The following is a 23,511-nucleotide window of genomic DNA, read 5'->3' as shown; positions in this document are numbered from 1 at the left end:
CCTACGCGCCGCTGCTGTGAACCCGGACCGACCCGGTCCCAGAGCCTGTCGAAGGGCCGTTCGGACACACCCGGCGAGCGACCTACGCTGACGCTCGGACGAGCATCGTCGAGGAACCATCCTCGAGCCGACGCACCTCGATGCGTTCGCCGATCCGCTGCTTCATCTCTTCGACGTGGCTCACGACGCCCACCACGCGGCCGCCGGCCGAGAGTCGACCCAGCTCGGCCATCACGGTGTCGAGCGTCTCGGGATCGAGGCTCCCGAACCCTTCGTCCACGAACAGCGTGCCGAGCTCGACACCTCCGGCCTCACCGGTGACGACGTCGGCCAAGCCGAGCGCGAGACAGAGCGAGGCATAGAAGGTCTCGCCACCGGACAGAGACTTCGGGTCGCGTCGGCGATCCGTCCGATGGTCGTGCACGGTGAGGGAGAGCCCCACACGCTGACTGCGGGACGGACCCTCTTTCGTGTCGCTGCGGACGAGTTCGTACCGGCCGCCGGACATCGATTCGAGCCGGGCGTTCGCCGCAGCGACGACGTCCTCGAACCGGCGCAACAACACGTAGGTGCCGAGCGTCACACGAGTCGTGTTCTCGCCGCCGGTCGCGGACACCACGTCGGCGAGCCGGATGACGGCGGCGGCCTCACGGACGGTGTCGGCATCTGCGGCGATGGCTCCGGCGAGCGCATCGGCTGCGTTCTCGGCGTTGCGGGCGCGTCTGCCCGAGACCGCTGCTGCAGAGGTCGCCACCGATGCGGCGCTCTCAGCGGCCTCGAGCCGGGCGGACGTCGCTTCGAGGTCTGGCGTCTCGGTGCCGGTGAGCGCGGCGATCGGTGCCGTCGCCAGGGCGAGGGCGTTCGCGGTGGTCTTCCGGCGGTGGTCTTCGACGCGCGCCTCGGCGTTCGCCCGCTCCGCGCCGTGCATCGCCGCTGCGACCGCCTCGGCCTGGTCGGCGAACTCCGCGCGAGCGAGCGCTTGGCGCAGTTCCTCGGCCCGCGCGCTGTCCTGGCGACGGCTGTCGACGAGCGCTGCCCTGGCCCCGGCGAGCGCGACCAGTTCCGCGAGTTCGGCCGAGAGGAGGGCGTCGAGCTCTGCAAGCGAGGCTGCACGGTCTCCGAGTGCTCTTCGGACGTCGGCACGGGCACGCTCATGGGTCGAGCGGGCGGCCTCCGCGCGCTCGACGAGCGTCGCCCGCTGCACGGTGAGCCGGGAGTGTTCGACCACCGCTGCCAGGTGGTCGTCGGCGAGGCGGCGTGCCTCGGAGACGGCGGCGTCGGCAGCCTCGGCGGCGGTTGCCGCGTCTCGACGCCGGGCTTCGGCGGTCTCGGTCAGCTCAGTGATCTCCGCTCGCGCCTCGGCCAGGTCGAAGTCGCGGACGGTGATGGCACGCGTCTCCTCGGAATCCGAGCCGTCTGCCGGGTCCTCTCGCGGTTCCGTGTCGCGAGCCTCAGCGAACCGCTCGACGAGTTGTCGGTACTCCGCGCGGGCCGTGTCGCGGGCTCCCTGTGCGGCCTGCAGCGCGGCTTCTGCGTCGACCCGGGCGGAGGATGCCGCCTCCACGGCGTCGGCATCCGGGTGGTCGAGCGCAAGGGGGGCCGGAGCAGGGTGTGTGAGCGAGCCGCACACGCTGCAGGGCTCCTCGTCGACCAGCTCGGCGGCGAGCTCGCCCGCCATGCCGTCGATCCGGCGCAGTCGGAGGGTCGTCTCGGCCTCGATGGCCGTCTTGGCGGCCACGACGGCCGCGGCGACGGCCGTCGTCGTCCGCTCCAGGCGTCCGTCAGCGCGCTCGATGCGATCCAGCACGGTGCGCAGCTCCGTCGCCTGCTCGACGAGCCGTTGGGCACGCGCCACCTCCAGGTTCGCGCGCTCCAGGACCTCGGGGCTGTCACCGAGTTCGATGCGTCTCGATTCCCGACGCTCCTGTGCGCCAGCGAGCGCGCCGAGCGCCGTCTCCACGTCGGCGATCTCGTCGACGAGCAGCGCGAGCGCGGTCTCGCGTCCGGTGTCGGCCGCCTCCAGCGCCAGGATGCCCGCCATCCCCGCGCGCTCGAGGGTGATCGCCTCCCGACGCGCAGCCAGCGCAGGATCGTCGAGGCCGACGACGGACTCCGAGGTGTGCGTGCTCAGGAGTTCGAGGGCGCGGACGGCTTCCTCCAGCGCTTCGGCGGCGGCGTTCGATCCCGCGAGCGCCGAAGCGACGGTGTCGGCGCGCACGGCGGCGGCGAGGCGTTTCGCCAGCTGCGCGACCGGCTCGTCGTCGACGGACAGGAGTTCGCGCTCGATGATGAGTTCCGCACGGCGCTGGAGCAGTCCATGCAGCGTCGTCGCAGCGGCGTGCTCTCGGCGTGCCAGTTCGAGGGCCGTCCGTCTCGTGTCGGCATCAGCGGCATCGGCGGTGGCGATGCGCCCGAGGGCCGCGACGATCTGAGAGGCGTCCTCGAGCAGGGTCTCGGATCCGGGTTCGAGTGGAACCGTCAGGGCGGCGCGGTCGCTACTGCCACCCGTGACCCGCTCGGTCGTCGGTTCCGTGGGTGGACCGTCGGTGGCGGCCGGATCGATCTGCGATGGAGCATCCGCCGCCGCATCGCCGAGTTCCGCCGCGCCCGAGAACCTGGCGATCGCGCGACCGAGCGCCTCTTGGGCGTCCGCGACGTCGCGATGCGCCTGTCGTCGCTGCTCGACGAGATGCGCCGCGAGTCGTTCGTAGTGCTCCGTGCCGAACAGCGAGCGCAGCAGCTTGCTGCGCTCCTCACCGTCGGACGAGAGGAACTTCGCGAACTCGCCCTGCGGCAGCACGATGGTCTGGACGAACTGCTCGCGAGTGAGACCGACGATGCGGCTGATCTCCGGACCGACCTCCTGGGCGCGGGTCGACATCGTCTCGCCGGCGGTCGCATCGGGATCCGTCAACCGGACCAGCGTCGCGCTCGCCTGCTGCGGGGTGAAGCCGTCACCGCGCTGCTTCGGCCGCTGATAGGCGGGTGTCCGACGGACCCGGTAGACCCCGGAGCCGGTTTCGAACACCAGCTCCACGAACGGCTCGACACCGGGCTCGGCGTGGTGCGAGTGCAGTCGATCCTTGCTCGCGCCGGTCCCGGCGAGTTCTCCGTACAGCCCGAACACGATGGCGTCGATGATCGTGGACTTGCCGGCACCCGTGGGGCCTTCCAGCAGGAAGAGCCCCGCACGGCCGAGCTCCACGAAGTCGATCGTGTGCTCGCCCGCGTACGGGCCGATCGCCTGGAGCGTGAGTCGGTGCAGTCGCATCAGGCGCTCACCTCTGCGGAGAGGGCGGCCTCGTTCGCGGCGGCGATGAGCTCACGCTCGCGGGGCGTGGCCGACGCGCCCGTCGCGTATTCGACGAACTCGGAGGACACCTCGACCGGGTCGGAGACCGCCGTGACCGCCGCGGCCCTGGAGTCGTCCGAGCGGTTCGCCGGCGCGTGCGACCACACGAGCAGATGCGGGAACCGGCGAGACAGCGTCGCGTAGAGCTCGGGTGGGCGGACGTCGTCCGTCACTGTCGCGCGCACCCATGCGGAGCTCGCGTCGTCACCAGCCGGACCGAGCAGCTGTTCGAGCGTGCCGGACACGTCGACGAGGCGGCGCGGCACGGGTGCGGGCAGCAGCTCGAGCTGCACCGAACCGTCCGCGTCCAGCTCGACCAGCACACTCGACTTCACCTGGTTCCGTTCGGAGAACGAGTAGGCGAGTGGCGAACCCGAGTAGCGCATGCGATCCGGCCCGGTCGTCGTGCCGATGCGCTGCGCTCCGTGCAGGTGCCCGAGCGCGACGTAGTCGAAACCGTCGAACAACTGCGACGGGACGGCGTCGACCCCGCCGATGCGGATGTCGCGTTCGCTGTCGCTCGCGGCCCCGCCGACGACGAAGGCGTGCGCAGCGACGATCGAACGGACCGGCCCCTGTTCGCGTCGCCGCGCGAGGTCTGCGCGCACCAGGCCAAGCGCAGCGCTCATCACCGCTGCGTGCGAACGCGCGAGGGGTGCGTCTTCGGAACCGAGCTGGCCCCTGGCCGTGTCGGGATCGAGGTAGGGCAACGGGTAGAACGCGACGGGTCCGTGTTCGTCGTCGATCATGACGGGCTCGCCCACAGCGCCGACATCGGCACGGATGTCGATGCCCTCGCGCAGCATGGCGGCGCCGAAGCCGAGTCGGATGGCTGAGTCGTGGTTGCCAGGCGCGAGGATGACGCGTGTGCGGGCGGCGAGACGGCTGAGCGATTCTGAGAGCAGCGTCACGGCCTCGACCGGTGGGATCGCCCGATCGTAGACGTCCCCCGCGACCACGACGACATCGACATCGTGTTCGTCCACGAGCTGCTCGAGGTGTTCCATGAACGTCCGCTGATGCGGGAGCAGGTCCACGCCGTGCAATGACCGGCCGAGGTGCCAGTCAGAGGTGTGGAGGATCCGCATGAGAGCAATGCTAGGCGGAGCCGCCGACATGCTCGGAAACGACTGCAGGGCGTCGCGATCGCGACGCCCTGCAGGGTTCGGACCAGCCGCGAGGCCGGAACCGTACGGACCGAGGTCCGTGAGGAACTACTTGACGGAAGCCTTGAGCTTCGAGCCAGCGGTGACCTTGACGCGCTTGCCGGCCGGGATCTGGATCTCGGCGCCGGTCTGCGGGTTGCGGCCCGTGCGAGCTGCGGTGTCGGTCTGCTCGAACGCGATCCAACCCGGGATCGAGACCTTGCCGCCCGTGGCGACGGTCTCAGCGACGGTCGAGAACAGCGCGTCGACAACGCTGCCGACGGTCGCCTGGCTCTGGCCGGTCGAAGCGGCGATGGCGGCGACGAGCTCGGTCTTGTTCAAATTTGCCATTGTGAGGGTCCTCCTCGGACGTTGCTGCAACGTACAGCTGATCTGTTGGTATCGAAGGTGTCGCTGTTACGGCACCAACTGGTCTGTGTGACCGCCTCGAATGTAGCAGCAATCCGCGAGATTTCGCGGATTTGTCCGCTGTTCGCGGACAATCAGCCCAGCGTGTCGGCCCTTTCCCAGCTAGGACCGGGTCGGGTGACGTCTCAGCGGGCACCGATGACGCTGTGCCCGGCCGCCCGCGAGAGCAACCACGCCTCGATCGTGGGGAACAGCGTCAGGACGGCGATCGCGAGGAAGGCGAACTGGTAGGGCAGCAGGAGGCCGCCGTCGAAGCCGTCCTCGAGCGAGAACCCCGTCGAGAGGAGGATCGCTCCGATGGCGACCCCGAACCCGCTGGCGACCTGTTGCAGCGTCGAGTTCAGTGTGTTCGCCCGGCTCATGTCGGGCGGTTCGATGTCCGCGAAGGTGATCGTGTTGTAGGCGGTGAATCCGATGGATCGGGCGACGCCGCTCAGGAACAGCAGTGCTGCCATCACGACGATCGAGGTGTCAGACGTCAGGAACGCCATCGCCACCATGCAGAGGACCCCGATGACGTTGGAGCCGACGAGGACGAGCCGGAAGCCGAACCGACGCAGCATCCAGGTCGTCGCCGGCTTGATCGCGAGGTTGCCGGCGAACAGGAACAGCACCATCGAACCGGCCTGGACGGGCGTCCACCCGAAGGCGTCCTGGAACAGGAGGGGCAGCAGGAACGGAACGGCGCTGATGGTCAGGCGGTAGACCGAACCTCCGGCGTTCGCGAGCCGGAACGTCTCCACACGCAGCGCACGGAGGTCCACGAAGGGGTGTTCCGCGCGCAACAGGTGCCTGACTGCAGCGCCGAGGAGCGCCACACCGACGATGAGCGAGGTGGTGAACCAGAACGCGTCGAAACCGATTCCGGAGACGAGCGACGCTGCGACGAGCAGGGAGGCCAGGCCGACGCCGCTGAGCGAGAGTCCCAACCAGTCGAGGGGCGGGACGTCGTCGGCCGTGAAATCCGGGACGATGCGCACGGCGACGATGAAGGCGACGATCCCGACGGGCACGTTGATGAGGAAGATCCAGTGCCAGGAGGCGTATTGGGTGATGACGCCGCCCAGGAACGGTGCGATGATGGGCGCCGCCAACGCCGGCCAGGTCAGGAGCGCGATGGCCTGGATCAGTCGCTCCTTCGGAGTAACGCGGAGGACGGCCAGTCGTCCCACCGGGACCATGAGCGCACCGCCGACGCCCTGCAGGACACGGAAGCCGACGAGCATCGGGAGGCTCGAGCTCAGGGCACACAGGATGGAGGCGATCGTGAAGATCGCGATGGCGGTCGCGAAGATCCGTTTGGCACCGAAGCGGTCGGTGAGCCAGCCGCTGACCGGGATCAAGACGGCGACGGTGAGGAGGAACGCTGTCACGGCGAGGCCCACGGCTGTGGACGAGGTGCCGAGATCGCGGGCGATGCTCGGAGCGGCCGTCGTGAGGATCGTGCCGTCGAGGTTCTCCATGAAGAAGCACCCGGCGACGAGCAGGGCGATGGCGCGTTGCGTGCGGACGTCCAGGGGCGTCTCCTGTCTCGGGTGAAGGCCCGGTCGCGGCGGGAAGTGCCCGTACCGGGCGGAAAGGCCCGTCTCGGGCGTCATGGCCTGTCTCGGGCGGAATGGTTCTTCCGCACGGTGGACCGGGCGACGTATCCGATCCTCGCAGCTCTGCCCGCAAACGCGAAAGGGCCGCCCGCGATGCGGACGGCCCTTCCGATGTTGCACTGCTGTGTCAGCGGGCGGTGAGGCCCTGCCAGCGGAGTGTGACTACCAGCTGGACTTGCGCACGCCGGGCAGCTCGCCCTTGTGCGCCATGTCGCGGAAGCGGACACGGCTGATGCCGAACTTGGAGAGGTGGCCTCGCGGGCGTCCGTCGATCGCGTCGCGGTTGCGGAGGCGAACCGGCGATGCGTTGCGGGGGAGCTTCTGCAGGCCGAGGCGAGCTGCTTCACGCGACTCGTCGGTCCCGGCGGGGTCGACGAGGGCCTTCTTCAGCTCGGCGCGCTTCGTGGCGTAGCGGTCGACGATAACCTTGCGCTGCTCGTTGCGGGCGATCTTGCTCTTCTTAGCCATGTTTAGCGCTCCTCTCGGAATTCAACGTGCTTGCGCACTACGGGGTCGTACTTCTTCAGCACGAGACGGTCTGGGTTGTTGCGACGGTTCTTCTTGGTCACGTACGTGTAACCGGTACCGGCCGTCGAACGGAGCTTGATGATTGGACGTACGTCCTGCTGCTTTGCCATTAGATCTTCACCCCACGAGCGAGAATGTCCTTGACCACGGATTCGATGCCACGTGCGTCGATCACCTTGATGCCCTTGGCGGACACCTTGAGGGTGACGTTACGACGCAGCGAGGGGACGTAGTACGTCTTCTTCTGCACGTTCGGGTCGAAGCGGCGCTTCGTGCGACGGTGCGAGTGCGAAATGTTGTGTCCGAAGCCGGGAACGGCTCCAGTCACCTGGCACACTGCTGCCATAGTAGTTTCTCCTTCATTACCGCAGGACGACTGTCCTGCCCAAGATCTCTTGTCGGCGTCACGATCCCCGTCGGCCGAAGCGGTGGGGGAAGGTGATCACGATGTGGACATGGAGCGTCCACACCAACGGTCAAGCTTACGCGTTGACCAGGCGTTTTGCAAATCACCGCACTCGTGCGGCCTCAGTGCGGTGTGTCGACTTAACGCAAAATGGCCACCCAAGAATCTTGGGTGGCCATTTCAACGAAGAAGTCCGGCGGTGTCCTACTCTCCCACAGGGTCCCCCCTGCAGTACCATCGGCGCAAAGAGTCTTAGCTTCCGGGTTCGGAATGTAACCGGGCGTTTCCCTCTCGCTATGGCCGCCGAAACACTATTGATGTATCAAAGTGAACGAGCAAACTAACAACGTCGTGTGTCGTAAGACAACGAAGGTGTTGTTTGCAGGTTCTCGACCGTACATCGAGAACCACTCAGTGGACGCGTAGCATCTTCGTATTCAAACAAAGAATATGTTATCAAATTATCGGCTTATTAGTACCGGTCAGCTCCGAGAGTCTTTCGTCCTCTCTTCCACATCCGGCCTATCAACCCAGTAGTCTGGCTGGGAGCCTCTCGCCCGAAGGCATGGAAATCTCATCTTAAGGCCGGCTTCCCGCTTAGATGCTTTCAGCGGTTATCCATCCCGAACGTAGCTAATCAGCGGTGCTCCTGGCGGAACAACTGACACACCAGAGGTTCGTCCAACCCGGTCCTCTCGTACTAGGGTCAGATCCTTTCAAATTTCCTGCGCGCGCAGCGGATAGGGACCGAACTGTCTCACGACGTTCTAAACCCAGCTCGCGTACCGCTTTAATGGGCGAACAGCCCAACCCTTGGGACCTACTCCAGCCCCAGGATGCGACGAGCCGACATCGAGGTGCCAAACCATGCCGTCGATATGGACTCTTGGGCAAGATCAGCCTGTTATCCCCGAGGTACCTTTTATCCGTTGAGCGACAGCGCTTCCACAAGCCACTGCCGGATCACTAGTCCCGACTTTCGTCCCTGCTCGACTTGTCAGTCTCACAGTCAAGCTCCCTTGTGCACTTACACTCGACACCTGATTGCCAACCAGGTTGAGGGAACCTTTGGGCGCCTCCGTTACTTTTTGGGAGGCAACCGCCCCAGTTAAACTACCCACCAGGCACTGTCCCTGAACCGGATTACGGTTCGAAGTTAGATATCCAGAGTGACCAGAGTGGTATTTCAACAATGACTCCACCTGAACTAGCGTCCAAGCTTCAAAGTCTCCCACCTATCCTACACAAGCCACACCGAACACCAATACCAAGCTGTAGTAAAGGTCACGGGGTCTTTCCGTCCTGCTGCGCGTAACGAGCATCTTTACTCGTAATGCAATTTCGCCGAGTTCGCGGTTGAGACAGCTGGGAAGTCGTTACGCCATTCGTGCAGGTCGGAACTTACCCGACAAGGAATTTCGCTACCTTAGGATGGTTATAGTTACCACCGCCGTTTACTGGGGCTTAAATTCTCAGCTTCGCCTTGCGGCTAACCGTTCCTCTTAACCTTCCAGCACCGGGCAGGCGTCAGTCCGTATACATCGTCTTGCGACTTGGCACGGACCTGTGTTTTTAGTAAACAGTCGCTTCCCACTGGTCTCTGCGGCCTTCAAACGCTTTCGGAGCAAGTCCTAATACGCCTCAGGCCCCCCTTCTCCCGAAGTTACGGGGGCATTTTGCCGAGTTCCTTAACCACGATTCTCTCGATCTCCTTAGTATTCTCTACCTGACCACCTGAGTCGGTTTGGGGTACGGGCCACTAGAACCTCGCGTCGATGCTTTTCTTGGCAGCATAGGATCACCTACTATCCCTTACGGGTCCGTATCGTGTCTCAGCCTTCACGAGAGACGGATTTGCCTATCTCTCAGCCTACGCACTTACACCGGGACAACCATCGCCCGGCATAGGCTACCTTCCTGCGTCACACCTGTTAATACGCTAAACGCACCAGCATGGGGTCGAGCGTTAGACCGGACCCATCATCCCCGAAGGGAATCAGTCGTCCGGGTTAGGACTCTTAGCACCACTGGATTGTCTTGGGCGGTTCTTCGCGGGTACGGGAATATCAACCCGTTGTCCATCGACTACGCCTGTCGGCCTCGCCTTAGGTCCCGACTTACCCAGGGAAGATTAGCTTGACCCTGGAACCCTTGGTCTTTCGGAGGACATGTTTCTCACATGTCTTTCGCTACTCATGCCTGCATTCTCACTCGTGTAGCGTCCACGGCTGGTTTACACCGCCGCTTCACTCGCCACACGACGCTCTCCTACCCATCAATACGGCTGGACCACGAAGGCCTACCAAAAATATCAATGCCACAACTTCGGTGGCGTGCTTGAGCCCCGTTACATTGTCGGCGCGGAATCACTTGACCAGTGAGCTATTACGCACTCTTTCAAGGGTGGCTGCTTCTAAGCCAACCTCCTGGTTGTCTGTGCAACTCCACATCCTTTCCCACTTAGCACGCGCTTTGGGACCTTAGTTGGTGGTCTGGGTTGTTTCCCTCTCGACGATGAAGCTTATCCCCCACCGTCTCACTGCTGCGCTCTCACTTACCGGCATTCGGAGTTTGGCTGACGTCAGTAAGCTTTTAGGCCCCATCGGCCATCCAGTAGCTCTACCTCCGGCAAGAAACACGCAACGCTGCACCTAAATGCATTTCGGAGAGAACCAGCTATCACGAAGTTTGATTGGCCTTTCACCCCTATCCACAGCTCATCCCCTCAGTTTTCAACCTAAGTGGGTTCGGTCCTCCACGACGTCTTACCGTCGCTTCAACCTGGCCATGGATAGATCACTTCGCTTCGGGTCTAGGACATGCGACTGAATCGCCCTATTCAGACTCGCTTTCGCTACGGCTACCCCACACGGGTTAACCTCGCCACATATCGCTAACTCGCAGGCTCATTCTTCAAAAGGCACGCTGTCACACCTACAAGGGTGCTCCAACGGTTTGTAAGCAAACGGTTTCAGGTACTATTTCACTCCCCTCCCGGGGTACTTTTCACCTTTCCCTCACGGTACTTGTCCGCTATCGGTCATCTGGGAGTATTTAGGCTTATCAGGTGGTCCTGACAGATTCACACGGGATTTCTCGGGCCCCGTGCTACTTGGGATACTTCTCGCACGATTGCAGCATTTCGACTACCGGGCTGGCACCGTCTCTGGCTGGGCTTTCAATCCCATTCGTCTATACCACGTTCTAATGCTCCCCGAATATCAGTTCGGAGTGAGAAGTCCCACAACCCCGGACATGCAACGCCTGATAGCTATCACACATGCCCGGTTTAGCCTCTTCCGATTTCGCTCGCCACTACTGACGGAATCACTGTTGTTTTCTCTTCCTGGGGGTACTGAGATGTTTCACTTCCCCCCGTTCCCTCTACCCGCCCTATATATTCAGGCGGGAGTCACCAGGTCACTTAAAAGGCCTGGCGGGGTTTCCCCATTCGGAAATCCTCGGATCACAGTTCGTTTATCAACTCCCCGAGGCTTATCGCAGATTACTACGTCCTTCTTCGGCTCCAGATGCCAAGGCATCCACCGTTTGCTCTTAGAAATTTGAAATCACATGAGTTTGAATCGATCGACACCAATTACTTGATGCAGATTGACCAATGATCTATAACACTCCGAAGAGTGTCATTTGATCTTTGTGATCCACAACCCCGAAGGGCCATGAATCTAAGATGCTCGCGTCCACTGTGTAGTTCTCAAAGTACGGGCGGTACCTGTCGTGATGGCCATGTATGCCAACAACAACAGGCCCTGAGGTTCGTCCTCACATCCGAAGATGCGGATCCGGTCCCTCAGGACCCAACAGCGTGCATGCACCAGACCTCGAAACCCGAACCGTTCCGATCACCCGAAAGTGATGTACTGAGTTCAAATCTTCCGACCTGATGCCAATGTCAATGTTCCACCCATGAGCGCCACCTGAGAACATTCGCCTCAGCGTGACTTGGCAGCTTGAATCTCCCTGTATACAGAGGAGAGCTGCACATGCTCCTTAGAAAGGAGGTGATCCAGCCGCACCTTCCGGTACGGCTACCTTGTTACGACTTAGTCCTAATTACCAATCCCACCTTAGACAGCTCCTCCCTTGCGGTTAGGCCACTGGCTTCGGGTGTTACCGACTTTCATGACTTGACGGGCGGTGTGTACAAGGCCCGGGAACGTATTCACCGCAGCGTTGCTGATCTGCGATTACTAGCGACTCCGACTTCATGAGGTCGAGTTGCAGACCTCAATCCGAACTGGGACCAGCTTTTTGGGATTCGCTCCACCTTACGGTATTGCAGCCCTTTGTACTGGCCATTGTAGCATGCGTGAAGCCCAAGACATAAGGGGCATGATGATTTGACGTCGTCCCCACCTTCCTCCGAGTTGACCCCGGCAGTATCCCATGAGTTCCCACCATTACGTGCTGGCAACATAGAACGAGGGTTGCGCTCGTTGCGGGACTTAACCCAACATCTCACGACACGAGCTGACGACAACCATGCACCACCTGTTTACGAGTGTCCAAAGAGTTGACCATTTCTGGCCCGTTCTCGTATATGTCAAGCCTTGGTAAGGTTCTTCGCGTTGCATCGAATTAATCCGCATGCTCCGCCGCTTGTGCGGGCCCCCGTCAATTCCTTTGAGTTTTAGCCTTGCGGCCGTACTCCCCAGGCGGGGCGCTTAATGCGTTAGCTACGACACGGAAACCGTGGAATGGTCCCCACATCTAGCGCCCAACGTTTACGGGGTGGACTACCAGGGTATCTAAGCCTGTTTGCTCCCCACCCTTTCGCTCCTCAGCGTCAGTAACGGCCCAGAGATCTGCCTTCGCCATCGGTGTTCCTCCTGATATCTGCGCATTCCACCGCTACACCAGGAATTCCAATCTCCCCTACCGCACTCTAGTCTGCCCGTACCCACTGCAGACCCGAGGTTGAGCCTCGGGATTTCACAGCAGACGCGACAAACCGCCTACGAGCTCTTTACGCCCAATAATTCCGGACAACGCTTGCACCCTACGTATTACCGCGGCTGCTGGCACGTAGTTAGCCGGTGCTTTTTCTGCAGGTACCGTCACTTTCGCTTCTTCCCTGCTAAAAGAGGTTTACAACCCGAAGGCCGTCGTCCCTCACGCGGCGTTGCTGCATCAGGCTTTCGCCCATTGTGCAATATTCCCCACTGCTGCCTCCCGTAGGAGTCTGGGCCGTGTCTCAGTCCCAGTGTGGCCGGTCACCCTCTCAGGCCGGCTACCCGTCGTCGCCTTGGTGAGCCATTACCTCACCAACTAGCTGATAGGCCGCGAGTCCATCCTTGACCAAAATTCTTTCCAGCAACTCACCATGCGGTGGAAGCTCGTATCCGGTATTAGACGTCGTTTCCAACGCTTATCCCAGAGTCAAGGGCAGGTTACTCACGTGTTACTCACCCGTTCGCCACTAATCCACCCAGCAAGCTGGGCTTCATCGTTCGACTTGCATGTGTTAAGCACGCCGCCAGCGTTCGTCCTGAGCCAGGATCAAACTCTCCGTAAATGTTGAATTGCACGACCCCGAAAGGCCGGCACATTTCGCGCAACGCAACGCCGGAATAGGCGAAAACGCTGCAAGTTTGAAACTGACAGAACAAATCATTACTGACTTGCTTTGTTTTGTTTAAATGTATTCCAAAGGAATCTCCTGCAAGATCAACCAACCGAAAAGGAAGGCATCACAAGCACGAGGTTTTTGGCATTTGACATTGTGCACGCTGTTGAGTTCTCAAGGATCGGATGCTCCTGCCTTTGGCCATCACGACCGCCCTGCAGGGTAACTTCTCTAACTTACCACTTCCTGGCTTGTTGTCAAATCGGCGTTTCGGCCGCTCTGCGAACAGAGTCATGCCGAGCACGATTGACACCAGGAGGAGGTCATCCAACCAAGACTTGAAACGGTAACATCGAAATGTTCTCGCTTTTGGCTGGGGATTGTCCCCGCTTGAGGCCGAGAAGCTCTTCCGCTTCCCGCACCTTTGGGGTGACGAGTGATTACTCTACGCGGGGCTCGGGATCGTGGCAAATTCTGGGTGCATCCCGGGCGTGTCGCCCGGAAAGACGCGGTTTTCGCCGGAGGGTGCCCGAGGAGGCGTGGAGTCGCTCACTGCGCGATGCCCGTACCGGCGCACCACGACAGGTCGAAACCCGCCTGCGATCCGACGACCGTTCCGGTCCGCGCGTCCACGACGTCGATCCGCGGCGCGTTCGGCATCGGTGCATTCGCGTATCCGTCGAACCCTGCGTCGGCGAAGTCGGGGATGACGACCACTGCGACGTACTCCGCGTTCGGGCTCGCGCACAGGGACCAGACGACGGCACCGTCGTCTGGTGTGTAGAGCTCGGCGGTCGCGCCGTCCTTGATCGCGAGCACGCGCTGTTCCGTGGTGCCGGCTTCCCGGTCGTAGTCGGCGTAGATGCGGGCGGACAGCGAGTCGGACAACGCGACCAGCTGACCGGGGATCTCCGTCGGCGCGACGGACGGCAGCACGAACGGCACGCTCTCCCCCGTGGCGAGGTCGAGCACGACGACGCCGTCGACCTGTTCGACGACCACCTTCGTCGTCCCGGGGATGTAGCTCGAGATGAGCGACGCCCGCCCGAGGAGCACCGGAGGTGTCGCAGCTGACGGGTCGAGGAGCTCCAGCGAGTTGTCCACCGTCCGGACGAGCATCGACGCCGTCCGCGGGACGAAGGACCACTCCGCTGCCTGCACTGGTTCGCCGTCGATACCTCCCACCCGCTCCGGTGCCGCCGCCACGTCGCCGTCGCGGAGTTCGAACGAGTAGAGCGTCAGGTTGTCGCCACCATCCCGACCGAACGACTGCTCCGTGAACAGGAAGCCGACGCGGCTCTGCGCCGGCGCGGTCTGCAGTGAGGTGACCATGCCGCCCATCGGCAGCTCCACCTCCTCGGTGCTGCCGTCGGTGGTGTCCACGACCACGATCCGACTGAGGCCGCCTGCCTCTTGGTCGACCACGATGAGACGATCGCCGACCGTCGCGAACTCCTGGATCTTCGGGGCTTCGTAGGCGATGACCGGATCCGCGCCGTCGAGCGCGAGGCGGACGATGCGATCGTCACGCTTCGTCGCATCCGAGCCCCCGTCGGGTGCGGGACTCCGGACGAGGGAGAACCCCTGGGCGGCCGGTGTGGAGAACGCCGTCGCGATCGTCGCGGCCGGACCACCACCCGGCGCCCTCACCCCGTCCACGGTGATCCGGTACTCCGTCGCGTACGCGAGGGGCTGCGGGAAGGTGAGGGTGATGTTGCCGTCGGCGGCGCTGAGCTCGAAGTCGGCGGATGGTTCGACCGACACCGCGGCGGTGTCCAACGGGGCGATCGGCTGGTTCACGGCGAGCACCACACGCTGTCCCCACGACTCGACGAGCCCGGTGGGGTCCACGACCGTCCGCACGAGCTTCGGGCCCTGCGTCAGGCCGATCAGCGCAGCGCCACCACCTATGGCGACGAGTACCACGAGCACGATCGCGAGCACCCGCCCGAACGCCCGCCGCCGGTCGAGTGCCACCCCGTCGCCCGTCGGGAGATCAGTAGTCATATGGGTCTGTCGGCTCCTCGATCGCCGCCACCTTCGGCGTACCGACCACGAGCGGAAGGTGTTCGGCGGTGCCGCTCGTCAGCGTTCCGGACACCTCGACCCAGTCGCCGGGTGCGTGGTCCTGCTCCCAACCGTCGAGCAGGATCGGGACGCCGACCGGCTGCGCGTCGACCGCGCAGCAGTTCACCACGAACCGTGAGACGTAGAACACGTCGGCGTCGTCCGGATCGGCGATCACGAAGCCGCTCCCCGTGAAGGCTCGACCCTCCAGATCAGCCGGACGAGTCGTCTGCCGGAGCAGCGTCGCCCAGTCCTTGATGCCGAAACTGCCGAAGTCGGGATTCGCCGTGAGCACCGTCTGAGCGTCCTGCCCCTGGATCTCCCCACCCAGGTTGCCGGAGTTCACCTGCCGATTGTCCGCCGTCGCGACCGACAGGGTCGACGGCGGGAGGACCACCATGGCGCCGACGATCGCGAGACTGCCGACGACGGACGCGAGCTGCAGGACCGTGCGCCCACGACGTTTCGGAGCCTCCTCGACATCGACGTGCACGAGGACGCTCACGATCCCGAGAGCAACGGCGATCAGCGCCATGATCACTGTGAAGACGAAGTACCGCGGGTGGATGTACAGGCCGAGGCGGTCCGTCATCGCGAGCCACAGGATGCAGACCGCCGCGGTGACGAGCAACAGCACACCCCACCACCGTTGCCGGAGGCGCTCGAGCAGCGGCACCCGATGCGCGACTTGGGCGGACACCGACAGGTGCTCGTCGGGCGCAGGCGGCGTCGTCTGATCAGGCAAGGGCGTTCACTCCGAATCCGAGGGCCGCCGAGAACAGCACGGCGACCGCGGTGATGATGACAAGGGTCTTCGTCGTGTAGGTCGTCCGCATGAGTGCGAGCATCTTGACGTCGACGACCGGGCCGAGCACGAGGAACGCGACGATGGAGCCCGGCATGAACGTCGAGCCGAACGAGAGCACGAAGAAGGCGTCGACGTTCGAGCAGATCGAGACGATGACGGCGAGCGTCATCATCGCGAGCACCGACCACACCGGGTTCGCACCGAGCGTGACGAGCACCTCCCTCGGCACGAGCACTTGGACGGCGCCCGCCACAGCGGAACCGATGAGCAGCGCGGGCATGATCGCGCGCGCCTCGGCGACGAACTGCTGCAGGCTGCGCTCGAGCCGCGTGTGCGCATGCCCGTGCTGCTCGGTCACCTCGCAGCTCGCCTGGAAGCTCGGCGTCAGAAGCGAAGCCGGGTCGGGGTGCTTGCTGAACAGCCACCCGATGAGGTTCGCGAGCACGAAGCCGCCGACGAGGCGGGCGACGAGGATGCCGCCATCCCAGCCGAAGGCCTGGTGCGTCGTGACGATGACGATCGGGTTCAGGATCGGGGCGGCAAGGAGGAAGGTGATCGACTCGGGCACCGTGAACCCGCGCACGATGAGTCCACGGGCGAGCGGGACGTTGCCGCACTCGCACACCGGCAGGAACATCCCGAGCAGCGAGATGCATGCCCGACGGAGGATCGGCTGCGTCGGGAGCCACCGTTCGAGCCAGCCGTCCGGCAACCAGATCTGGACGAGGATCGAGAGCACGATTCCGAGCACCACGAACGGCAGCGACTCGACGACGACACTGAGGGTGAGCGTGACGAAGTCGCGGAGGGCGGTCGGCGGGGTGAGCGCCTCGCTGAGGGGCATGACCGCCCGCAGCACGAACAACCCGACGACCACGAGCAGCGCCGCCCCGATGAGCAACGGGGTCCGGATGTTCCGTGGGTCGCGGCCCTCCGTGCGTCCCCAGTGCTCCGCACCGTCGTCGTCAGATGCGGTCCAGTCGTCATCGACGCCGAGGGCGCCGGTGGATCTGCTCACTCCCGGCTCACGGACGCTTGGCCGCCGCCGAGCAGTTCTGACAGAGACCGAAGACGTCGACCACGTGCTTCGCCTCGGTGAAGCCGTGCTGCGACGCGACAGACCTCGCCCAGGCCTCGACTTCGTCCGCCTCGATCTCGATCGTGAGGCCACAGTTGCGGCAGATGAGGTGATGGTGGTGGGTGCCCGGTGTGCAGGCCCGGTAGAGGTTCTCGCCCTCCGGGGACTGCAGCGAGTCGGCGTCGCCCTCGACCGCGAGATCGGACAGCGCGCGGTACACGGTGGCCAGCCCGATCGGCGACCCGGTGTCGCGCAGTTCGGCGTGCAGACCCTGCGCGCTGATGAAGCCGTCGTTGGTGCCGAGCGCTTCGCGGACAGCCTCTCGCTGCCAGGTGTTTCGCTTCGCCACGGGTGCTCCTGCCTGTCGCTTCAAGGGTACCCGGGAACCGCTCCGAGGACGCTCCGAAGCCGTCGTGGGCGCCGAGGACGGCCGGTTCGCGATCATCGGGCGGCCTCCAGGGCTGATGCGGGACGGACACCGGAGCGCACGCGGCGGTGTCGGGTTCCGACTCGTGATCCGATGATGCGGCAGACGAGGTAGATCAGGAACGAGATCGTCGTGATGTACGGGCTGATCGGCAACGAACCACCGATCGCGAGGAGGATCCCGCCGACCGCCGAGACGAAGCCGAACAGCATGCTCAGGACGGGGACGAGGACAGGTGACGAGGACACCCGCAATGCTGCGGCCGCCGGCGTCACGAGCAATGCCAGGACGAGGAGCGCACCGATGATCTGCACCGAGACCGCGACCGTCAGTCCGAGCAGCACCATGAACGCGAGCGACACGAAGCGCGTCGGCACGCCACGGGCCGCTGCCACGTCCGGGTCGAGGCTGTCAAAGCTGAGCGGCCGCCACAGTACGAGCAGTGCGATGAGGACGACGATGCCGATGACGATCAGCAGACCGAGCTGCGGATCGTCGACGGAGACGATCTGCCCGGTCAGCAGCCCGAACTTGTTCGCGCTCCGGCCCGGATACAGCGCCAGGAAGAGGATGCCGAGACCGAGACCGAACGGCATGAGGACGCCGATGATCGAGTTCCGATCGCGGGCCCTCGAGCCGAGCAGACCGATGAGGATCGCCGCGACGAGCGACCCCGCGAGCGAGCCGACGACCACGTTCGCCCCGAAGAGCAGTGCTGCCGCAGCTCCGGCGAAGGACAGTTCACTGATGCCGTGCACGGCGAACGCCATGTCGCGTTGCATCACGAACACCCCGATGAGTCCGCCGACGATGCCGAGGACGGCGCCGGCGATGATCGAGTTCTGGACGAGCTCGAGCAGCGCGCCGTAGTCCTGGAAGTTGAAGAGCCTGCCCCACAGGTCGTCGCCGTTCACGAGTTCACCGCCACGGCACCGGTGCGCGGATCCTCATCGTGGTGATGGTGGTGGGTCTCACTGTCGGGGATGCCGACGACGACCACGCGTCCGTGGCTGCGGAGCACGTCGACCGGTGTGCCGTAGAGCTCGGACAGCACATCGCTCCGCAGGACCTCGTCGGGAGTCCCCTCGCGGAACCGGCCGCCGGCCAGGTACAGGATGCGATCGACCATGGGCAGCACGGGGTTCACATCGTGCGTCACGAAGACGACGGCCGTGTCGTGCTCGCGGCGGCGCTGGTCGATGAGCTCGCTGACGCCTCGCTGGTGCTGCAGGTCGAGGCTGAGCAGCGGCTCGTCGCAGAGCAACAGGATCGGGTCGTCGGCGAGCGCCTGGGCGACGCGGAGCCGTTGCTGCTCCCCGCCGGAGAGCGTGCCGACCGGGCCGTCCGCGTACCCGCTCGCGCCGACCGAGGCGATGAGTTCGTCGACCCGGCGCTTCGTCGCGGCCGAACGGAACGGGAGGCCGAAGCGATGTCCGTCGACTCCGAGCGCCACGAGATCGCGGCCGCGCATGGGCGTCCCCGCAGGGATGAGCTTCTGCTGCGGGATGTAGCCGATGCGTCGGTCACCGCGGTGCACGGGCCCGCCCGCGATGGAGATCGTTCCGCGATCGAGGTGCTGTTGCCCGAGGATGGTCTTCAGCAGGCTGGTCTTCCCGGAACCGTTCGGGCCAAGGACGGCGAGGAACTCGCCCGGACGGATGGAGAGGTCGAGGCCGTCCCACAGGGTCCGACCGCCGAAACCGAGCTCGGCCCCGGCGAGCGAGAGGACGTCGACGGGGCCGGAGCCACCGGTGAACCCGTTCGTCATCGATCCAGCGCGTCCGCCACGGCGTCGACGTTCTCGGTCATCCACGAGAGGTAGTCCTGGCCGTCCGGGAGGGTCTCGGTGAATGACAGCACCGGCACGCCTGCGTTCTCTGCGGCGGTCTTGACCTGCTCGGTCTCGGCGCCGCTCGTCTGCTCATTGTAGGCAAGCAGCGCGACGGTTCCCGCGTCGAAGAGGTCGAGGGTCTCCTTCAGCACGGTGGGTGAGACGTCGGTCCCCTCTTCGATCGCCTCGCTGAACGCCTCTGGTGTCCGGTTCACGAGGCCGGCGCCCTCGAGCAGGTACAGCGGGACGGGTTCGGTGATGGCGACGCCCTCGCCGTCGTGCGCGGTCTTGACCGCGGCCTGCGCCGTCTCGATCGTCGCGAGCTTGCCGGTGAAGGTCTTCGCGTTGGCCGTGTAGCTCGCGGCGTTGGCACTGTCGAGTTCGCCGAGCTCCTCCGCCAGCTGGTCGGCGAGCTTCGCCATCGTGGGCAGGCTGTACCAGACGTGCTCGTTGAAGCCTTCGATGTGGTCGTGGCCGTCATCGTCCGAGTGCGCGTCCTCGGTGTGGTCGTCGGCGGAGTGGTCGTCCTCGGGTGCGAGACCCGACAGGTCGACGACGTTCACGACCTCGACGGAGGTGTTCTTCGCAGCGTCGAGGAGCGTGTCGATGAACGGGTCGTAGCCGCCGCCGTTCTCGATCACGACGTCCGCCTTCTTGATCGCGAGCTGGTCCTGGGCGCTCGCCTCGTAGGAGTGCGGGTCCTGTGCGGCCGAGGTGATCAGCGAGGTGACCTCGACGTCGTCGCCACCGATCGCCGCGGCGATGTCGCCGTAGACGTTCGTGGAGGCGACGATGCGGATGGTGCCGTCGTCTGCTGCCGCCGTCGACCCGCTTCCGGAGCAGCCGGCGAGGACGAGGGCGACGGCCGGGAGGACGGCGAGTGCCGGGAGCATGGTGCGAGCGCGCATGGGTGGACCTTCTCGATCGGGATGAGAAGCCCCACGCTACGCCTATTGATACTGATTCTCAAAATCGAGCGGGTGAAGGACCGCTCAAGCCCCTCACCCGCTCGACGGTGCTTCGTGTCAGGCGAGCTCGTCGATGGCGGCGGTGATGAACGCAGCCACCTCTGCCGGGTGGGTCTGCATCACGAGGTGCGGCGCGTCGAGCTCGAGCACCTTCCGGACGCCGGCGCGCTGATAGCCGAAGCGCTCCACGTCCGGGTTGATGGTGTGGTCGGCGCGCGAGACGATGCCCCAGGACGGCTTGCTCTTCCACGCGGCGACCGGCGCGGCCTCGGAGAACGCACTGGCCGCGAGCGGACGCTGCCCGACGGCGAACACCCGGGCAGTGTCGGTCGGCACTCCGGCGGCGAACACCTCGGCGAAGGCGTCGACGGCGACCGAGACGTCCGTGCCGGGCTCCGCGCCATCGATGGGATAGGGCGAGTAGACGAGGTTCGCAGCGAGTTGCGAGTCCGGGAATCCGCCCTGCAGCTGACCGAGGCTCTCATCGGCGTCGAGGGCGTACCCGGCGACGTAGACGAGCCCGATCACGTTCTCGGCGACCCCCGCGACGGTGATGACCGCTCCGCCATAGGAGTGGCCGGCGAGGATGACCGGGCCGTCGATCTGCTCGACGAACGAACGGATGTACGCCGAGTCGCCGATCAGGCTGCGGTTGAAGACGGGCGGCACGTGCACCGTATACCCCTGATCGAGCAGGGTGAGGGTGACGGGCGCCCAGCTGGCGGCGTCTGCGAAGGCGCCGTGGACGAGGACGATGGTGGGCCTGGTGGTCATGATGGTCTGCTTTCGGATGATGGGTCGGATCGTCTGCGGGAGCGGCTATTTCGCGATGAAGGCGAGGATGTCCTGGTCGAGTGCGGCCTGGTACTCGCCGGAGATCCCATGTGGGGCACCCGGGTAGACCTTCAGCGTCGCGTCCGCGACGAGCTCGACCGACTTGAGCGCAGCCGCGCCGATGGGGACGATCTGATCGTCGTCGCCGTGCGCGATGAAGACGGGTACATCCAGTGCGGTGAGGTCGTCCGTGAAGTCCGTCTCGGAGAACGCCTTGATGCAGTCGTAGGCCGCCGCAAGGTTGACGAGCATGCCCTGACGCCAGAAATCGTCCTTCGCGCCCTGCGACACGGTGGAGCCCTCACGGTTGGCACCGAAGAACGCCTCGGTGAGGTCCTGGTAGAACTGCGACGCGTCAGCGAGCACCCCGGCGCGGATTCCGTCGAACACCTCGATCGGCAAGCCCTCCGGGTTGCTCGGGGTCTTGACCATCTGCGGTGGGACCGCGCCGGCGGTGATGACCTTCGCGACCCGCCCGACACCGTGCTGGGCGGCGTACCGGACGACCTCGCCACCACCGGTGGAGTGTCCGATGAGCACCAGGTCGGTGAGGTCCAGGAAGTCGACGAGCTCGGCGAGATCCTTCGCGTAGGTGTCCATGTCGTTGCCGGCGTAGGTCTTCGACGAACGACCGTGCCCTCGGCGGTCGTGGGCGATCGCACGGTAGCCGTTGTCGGCGAGGAGCTTGATCTCGACCTGCCAGGCGTCGGAGGACAGCGGCCAACCGTGGCTCAGCAGCACCGGTCGCCCCTCTCCCTGATCGGTGTAGTACAGCTCGGTTCCATCGGACGTGGTGAAGTACGGCATATCGCTCCTGTGGGTCGACGCGGGACGGTCACCACCACGGTAGGAGCGGACGGCGGGTTCGCGCGTGGCCCGCGTTGTACCACCATGCGGGAGCTGCGGTCAGGTCCCGACCCCGGCGGGGTCGGGAGCGTCCAGTGACGCGGCCAGGCCCGCGAAGACCGCGGCGGTGACGCTCTGCGCCGGTGCGGAGAGCACCGTGAGCACATGCCCGGGCATGCTGCGCACGGCGAGGTTCTGCACCTCGATGTCGATGGCTCCGACGCCGTCGACGAGCATCCGGATGCGGGCGTCCTCCGGACCCGACACGTCGTACCGGGCCCAGATGCGCACGAAATCAGGGTCCGCGGAGAGTTCTTCGATGAGCTCGGCCAGCCGGGGCGAACGCGGGTCGGCGTCGCGGCGCAGTCCGGCCACGGTCGAGCGGGTCATCTCCTCCCAGTCCTCCAGGCCGACCTTCATGTGCTCGTTGAAGAGGTCGGTCACGACGTTCGAGCCCGTGGCGAGACCACCGTGACCGAACGCGCTCGCCAGAGGATTGGATGCGACGATGTCGCGATTGCTGTCCGAGATGTAGGCGGGCGTATGCGTCAGGTGGGCGAGGACGCGTGCGATGCGCTCAGCCGATTCGGCAGCCGGTTGGGCGCGATCGTGCGTCTCGCCGCTCGCCAGCCGGAACAGGTACCGCTTCGCGTCAGCGTCGAGCCGCAGAGCGCGCGCGATCGCCGTGAGCACCTGATCGGACGGGCGACCACCCCGCCCCTGCTCGAGTCGGACGTAGTACTCCGCGCTGATCCCGGCAAGCTGCGCGAGCTCGTCGCGTCGCAGCCCGGCCACGCGCCTGGCCGCGTCGCTGATGATGCCGACGTCTTCCGGCTGGCAGACATCGCGTCGCGCGCGGAGGAAGGCGCCCAGGGCAATCGATCCCGCGGTCACCGGTGTCCTCTCCGTCCAGGTCGACCACCCGGACGGGTTCTAGAGTACCCGCTCCACTACGTTCGGGAAGCGCCGTTCACGCAGCGAGGAGGAGCCGCCCGGTGGAGGTGGCCGCCTGGGCGCCGATGCGCCGCAACGACCCGCGATCGCGACCCGCCCGCGAGAGGTGGATGAGCGCCTGCGACAGCGCGACCGTCTGCGCCGCCGAGACCGCGATCACCTCAGGATCCGATGACGCGGGCGCCACCCTGCGCAGGGCATCGCCCACAGCCGCCTCCATGGCATCGATCGTCGCCGTCGTGATCCGACCGACCTCCTCGTCGGAGCCGAGCTCCGAGATGGTGTTCAGCATGAGACAGCCGCGCCGGTCGGGATAGGACAGGCATTCTTCGACGATCGCCTCGAAGTAGGCGTTCACCGTCTGCTCGACCCCGTCACGCCCGTCGACGAACACCCCCGCCACCGTGGCCACGCGTCGTTCGCAGTAGCGACGATAGGCCGCGAGGAAGAGCGCCCGCTTGCTGCCGTATGCCTGATACAGGCTGCCGTTGGTGACTCCGGACGTCGTCGAGACCTCGGCCAGCGACGTCACCCGGTACCCGCTGACCCAGAACAGCTCGATCGCGGCGTCGAGCAGCGACGCTTCGTCGAACGCGCGGGGCCTAGGCATCCTTCTACGCTACTCCCCCTCGGACGCGCCCGACGGGTTC

The 23,511-nt window shown here is 64.8% G+C and carries 18 protein-coding genes and 3 rRNA genes; all 21 read right to left on the bottom strand.

Annotated elements, in window-relative coordinates:
• Positions 1–82: 82 nt before the first annotated feature.
• Complete coding sequence (locus ABMA10_RS01120) at positions 83–3,271, bottom strand: AAA family ATPase (RefSeq protein ID WP_431031108.1); 3,189 nt, start codon at positions 3,269–3,271, stop codon at positions 83–85.
• Positions 3,271–4,440 (bottom strand): exonuclease SbcCD subunit D, encoded by a 1,170-nt coding sequence (locus ABMA10_RS01115; protein ID WP_347869943.1) that lies wholly within the window; start codon positions 4,438–4,440, stop codon positions 3,271–3,273. Before ABMA10_RS01115 ends, ABMA10_RS01120 begins: the two co-directional genes overlap by 1 nt.
• A 126-nt stretch (positions 4,441–4,566) precedes the next feature.
• The gene (locus ABMA10_RS01110) at positions 4,567–4,848 is read right to left on the bottom strand and encodes an HU family DNA-binding protein (protein ID WP_347869942.1); all 282 of its coding nucleotides are present in this window, start codon (positions 4,846–4,848) and stop codon (positions 4,567–4,569) included.
• 203 nt (positions 4,849–5,051) lie between these two features.
• Positions 5,052–6,524, bottom strand: a complete 1,473-nt coding sequence (locus ABMA10_RS01105) for a DHA2 family efflux MFS transporter permease subunit (RefSeq protein ID WP_347869941.1) — start codon at positions 6,522–6,524, stop codon at positions 5,052–5,054.
• 165 nt (positions 6,525–6,689) lie between these two features.
• Positions 6,690–6,995: a 30S ribosomal protein S14 gene (rpsN, locus tag ABMA10_RS01100; RefSeq protein WP_347869940.1), complete on the bottom strand. Its 306-nt coding sequence runs from the start codon at positions 6,993–6,995 to the stop codon at positions 6,690–6,692.
• Positions 6,996–6,997: 2 nt separating this feature from the next.
• A complete protein-coding gene (gene rpmG, locus ABMA10_RS01095; protein ID WP_056010525.1) occupies positions 6,998–7,165 on the bottom strand; it encodes a 50S ribosomal protein L33 in 168 nt (55 codons plus the stop codon).
• Entirely contained in the window at positions 7,165–7,401 is a 237-nt protein-coding gene (gene rpmB / locus ABMA10_RS01090) for a 50S ribosomal protein L28 (RefSeq protein WP_056010522.1), read from the bottom strand. Before rpmB ends, rpmG begins: the two co-directional genes overlap by 1 nt.
• A 251-nt stretch (positions 7,402–7,652) precedes the next feature.
• Positions 7,653–7,769 (bottom strand): 5S ribosomal RNA (gene rrf, locus ABMA10_RS01085).
• A gap of 144 nt (positions 7,770–7,913) precedes the next feature.
• Positions 7,914–11,030: ribosomal RNA gene (locus ABMA10_RS01080) — 23S ribosomal RNA — on the bottom strand.
• 446 nt (positions 11,031–11,476) lie between these two features.
• Positions 11,477–12,997: ribosomal RNA gene (locus tag ABMA10_RS01075) — 16S ribosomal RNA — on the bottom strand.
• The 16S, 23S and 5S rRNA genes sit together here, the layout of an rRNA operon.
• A 600-nt stretch (positions 12,998–13,597) precedes the next feature.
• Positions 13,598–15,055: a hypothetical protein gene (locus ABMA10_RS01070; RefSeq protein ID WP_347867812.1), complete on the bottom strand. Its 1,458-nt coding sequence runs from the start codon at positions 15,053–15,055 to the stop codon at positions 13,598–13,600.
• Entirely contained in the window at positions 15,045–15,860 is an 816-nt protein-coding gene (locus ABMA10_RS01065) for a TIGR03943 family putative permease subunit (protein WP_347867813.1), read from the bottom strand. The genes ABMA10_RS01070 and ABMA10_RS01065 overlap by 11 nt, the downstream gene beginning before the upstream one ends.
• The gene (locus ABMA10_RS01060) at positions 15,853–16,941 is read right to left on the bottom strand and encodes a permease (protein ID WP_414693647.1); all 1,089 of its coding nucleotides are present in this window, start codon (positions 16,939–16,941) and stop codon (positions 15,853–15,855) included. Before ABMA10_RS01060 ends, ABMA10_RS01065 begins: the two co-directional genes overlap by 8 nt.
• Positions 16,942–16,948: 7 nt before the next feature.
• Positions 16,949–17,350 carry a Fur family transcriptional regulator gene (locus ABMA10_RS01055; protein WP_347867814.1) on the bottom strand — a complete coding sequence of 134 codons (402 nt, stop codon included), beginning with the start codon at positions 17,348–17,350 and terminating at the stop codon, positions 16,949–16,951.
• A 92-nt stretch (positions 17,351–17,442) separates the two neighbouring features.
• Positions 17,443–18,342, bottom strand: a complete 900-nt coding sequence (locus tag ABMA10_RS01050; RefSeq protein ID WP_347867815.1) for a metal ABC transporter permease — start codon at positions 18,340–18,342, stop codon at positions 17,443–17,445.
• Positions 18,339–19,196, bottom strand: a complete 858-nt coding sequence (locus tag ABMA10_RS01045; RefSeq protein ID WP_347867816.1) for a metal ABC transporter ATP-binding protein — start codon at positions 19,194–19,196, stop codon at positions 18,339–18,341. Before ABMA10_RS01045 ends, ABMA10_RS01050 begins: the two co-directional genes overlap by 4 nt.
• Positions 19,193–20,167 carry a metal ABC transporter solute-binding protein, Zn/Mn family gene (locus ABMA10_RS01040; RefSeq protein ID WP_347867817.1) on the bottom strand — a complete coding sequence of 325 codons (975 nt, stop codon included), beginning with the start codon at positions 20,165–20,167 and terminating at the stop codon, positions 19,193–19,195. The genes ABMA10_RS01045 and ABMA10_RS01040 overlap by 4 nt, the downstream gene beginning before the upstream one ends.
• Positions 20,168–20,284: 117 nt before the next feature.
• A complete protein-coding gene (locus tag ABMA10_RS01035; RefSeq protein WP_347867818.1) occupies positions 20,285–21,001 on the bottom strand; it encodes an alpha/beta fold hydrolase in 717 nt (238 codons plus the stop codon).
• A 45-nt stretch (positions 21,002–21,046) separates the two neighbouring features.
• A complete protein-coding gene (locus ABMA10_RS01030; RefSeq protein WP_347867819.1) occupies positions 21,047–21,868 on the bottom strand; it encodes an alpha/beta fold hydrolase in 822 nt (273 codons plus the stop codon).
• A 99-nt stretch (positions 21,869–21,967) separates the two neighbouring features.
• Complete coding sequence (locus ABMA10_RS01025; protein ID WP_347867820.1) at positions 21,968–22,801, bottom strand: helix-turn-helix domain-containing protein; 834 nt, start codon at positions 22,799–22,801, stop codon at positions 21,968–21,970.
• Positions 22,802–22,877: 76 nt separating this feature from the next.
• Positions 22,878–23,471: a TetR/AcrR family transcriptional regulator gene (locus ABMA10_RS01020; protein ID WP_347867821.1), complete on the bottom strand. Its 594-nt coding sequence runs from the start codon at positions 23,469–23,471 to the stop codon at positions 22,878–22,880.
• Between the last annotated feature and the right edge of the window lie 40 nt (positions 23,472–23,511).

The sequence above is a fragment of the Plantibacter sp. RU18 genome (assembly GCF_050613355.1).
In the GTDB taxonomy this organism is placed as follows: domain Bacteria; phylum Actinomycetota; class Actinomycetes; order Actinomycetales; family Microbacteriaceae; genus Plantibacter.
This window is presented reverse-complemented; position numbering and strand designations above follow the sequence as displayed.

Excerpts from the sequence above, each read along its gene's own strand:
- ABMA10_RS01120 (WP_431031108.1), bottom strand. The coding sequence starts at position 3,271 with ATGCGACTGCACCGACTCACGCTCCAGGCGATCGGCCCGTACGCGGGC.
- rpmG (WP_056010525.1), bottom strand. The coding sequence starts at position 7,165 with ATGGCAAAGCAGCAGGACGTACGTCCAATCATCAAGCTCCGTTCGACG.
- ABMA10_RS01035 (WP_347867818.1), bottom strand. The coding sequence starts at position 21,001 with ATGACCACCAGGCCCACCATCGTCCTCGTCCACGGCGCCTTCGCAGAC.
- ABMA10_RS01110 (WP_347869942.1), bottom strand. The coding sequence starts at position 4,848 with ATGGCAAATTTGAACAAGACCGAGCTCGTCGCCGCCATCGCCGCTTCG.
- ABMA10_RS01115 (WP_347869943.1), bottom strand. The coding sequence starts at position 4,440 with ATGCGGATCCTCCACACCTCTGACTGGCACCTCGGCCGGTCATTGCAC.
- ABMA10_RS01030 (WP_347867819.1), bottom strand. The coding sequence starts at position 21,868 with ATGCCGTACTTCACCACGTCCGATGGAACCGAGCTGTACTACACCGAT.
- ABMA10_RS01020 (WP_347867821.1), bottom strand. The coding sequence starts at position 23,471 with ATGCCTAGGCCCCGCGCGTTCGACGAAGCGTCGCTGCTCGACGCCGCG.
- ABMA10_RS01070 (WP_347867812.1), bottom strand. The coding sequence starts at position 15,055 with ATGACTACTGATCTCCCGACGGGCGACGGGGTGGCACTCGACCGGCGG.
- ABMA10_RS01045 (WP_347867816.1), bottom strand. The coding sequence starts at position 19,196 with ATGACGAACGGGTTCACCGGTGGCTCCGGCCCCGTCGACGTCCTCTCG.
- rpmB (WP_056010522.1), bottom strand. The coding sequence starts at position 7,401 with ATGGCAGCAGTGTGCCAGGTGACTGGAGCCGTTCCCGGCTTCGGACAC.
- rpsN (WP_347869940.1), bottom strand. The coding sequence starts at position 6,995 with ATGGCTAAGAAGAGCAAGATCGCCCGCAACGAGCAGCGCAAGGTTATC.
- ABMA10_RS01105 (WP_347869941.1), bottom strand. The coding sequence starts at position 6,524 with ATGACGCCCGAGACGGGCCTTTCCGCCCGGTACGGGCACTTCCCGCCG.
- ABMA10_RS01040 (WP_347867817.1), bottom strand. The coding sequence starts at position 20,167 with ATGCGCGCTCGCACCATGCTCCCGGCACTCGCCGTCCTCCCGGCCGTC.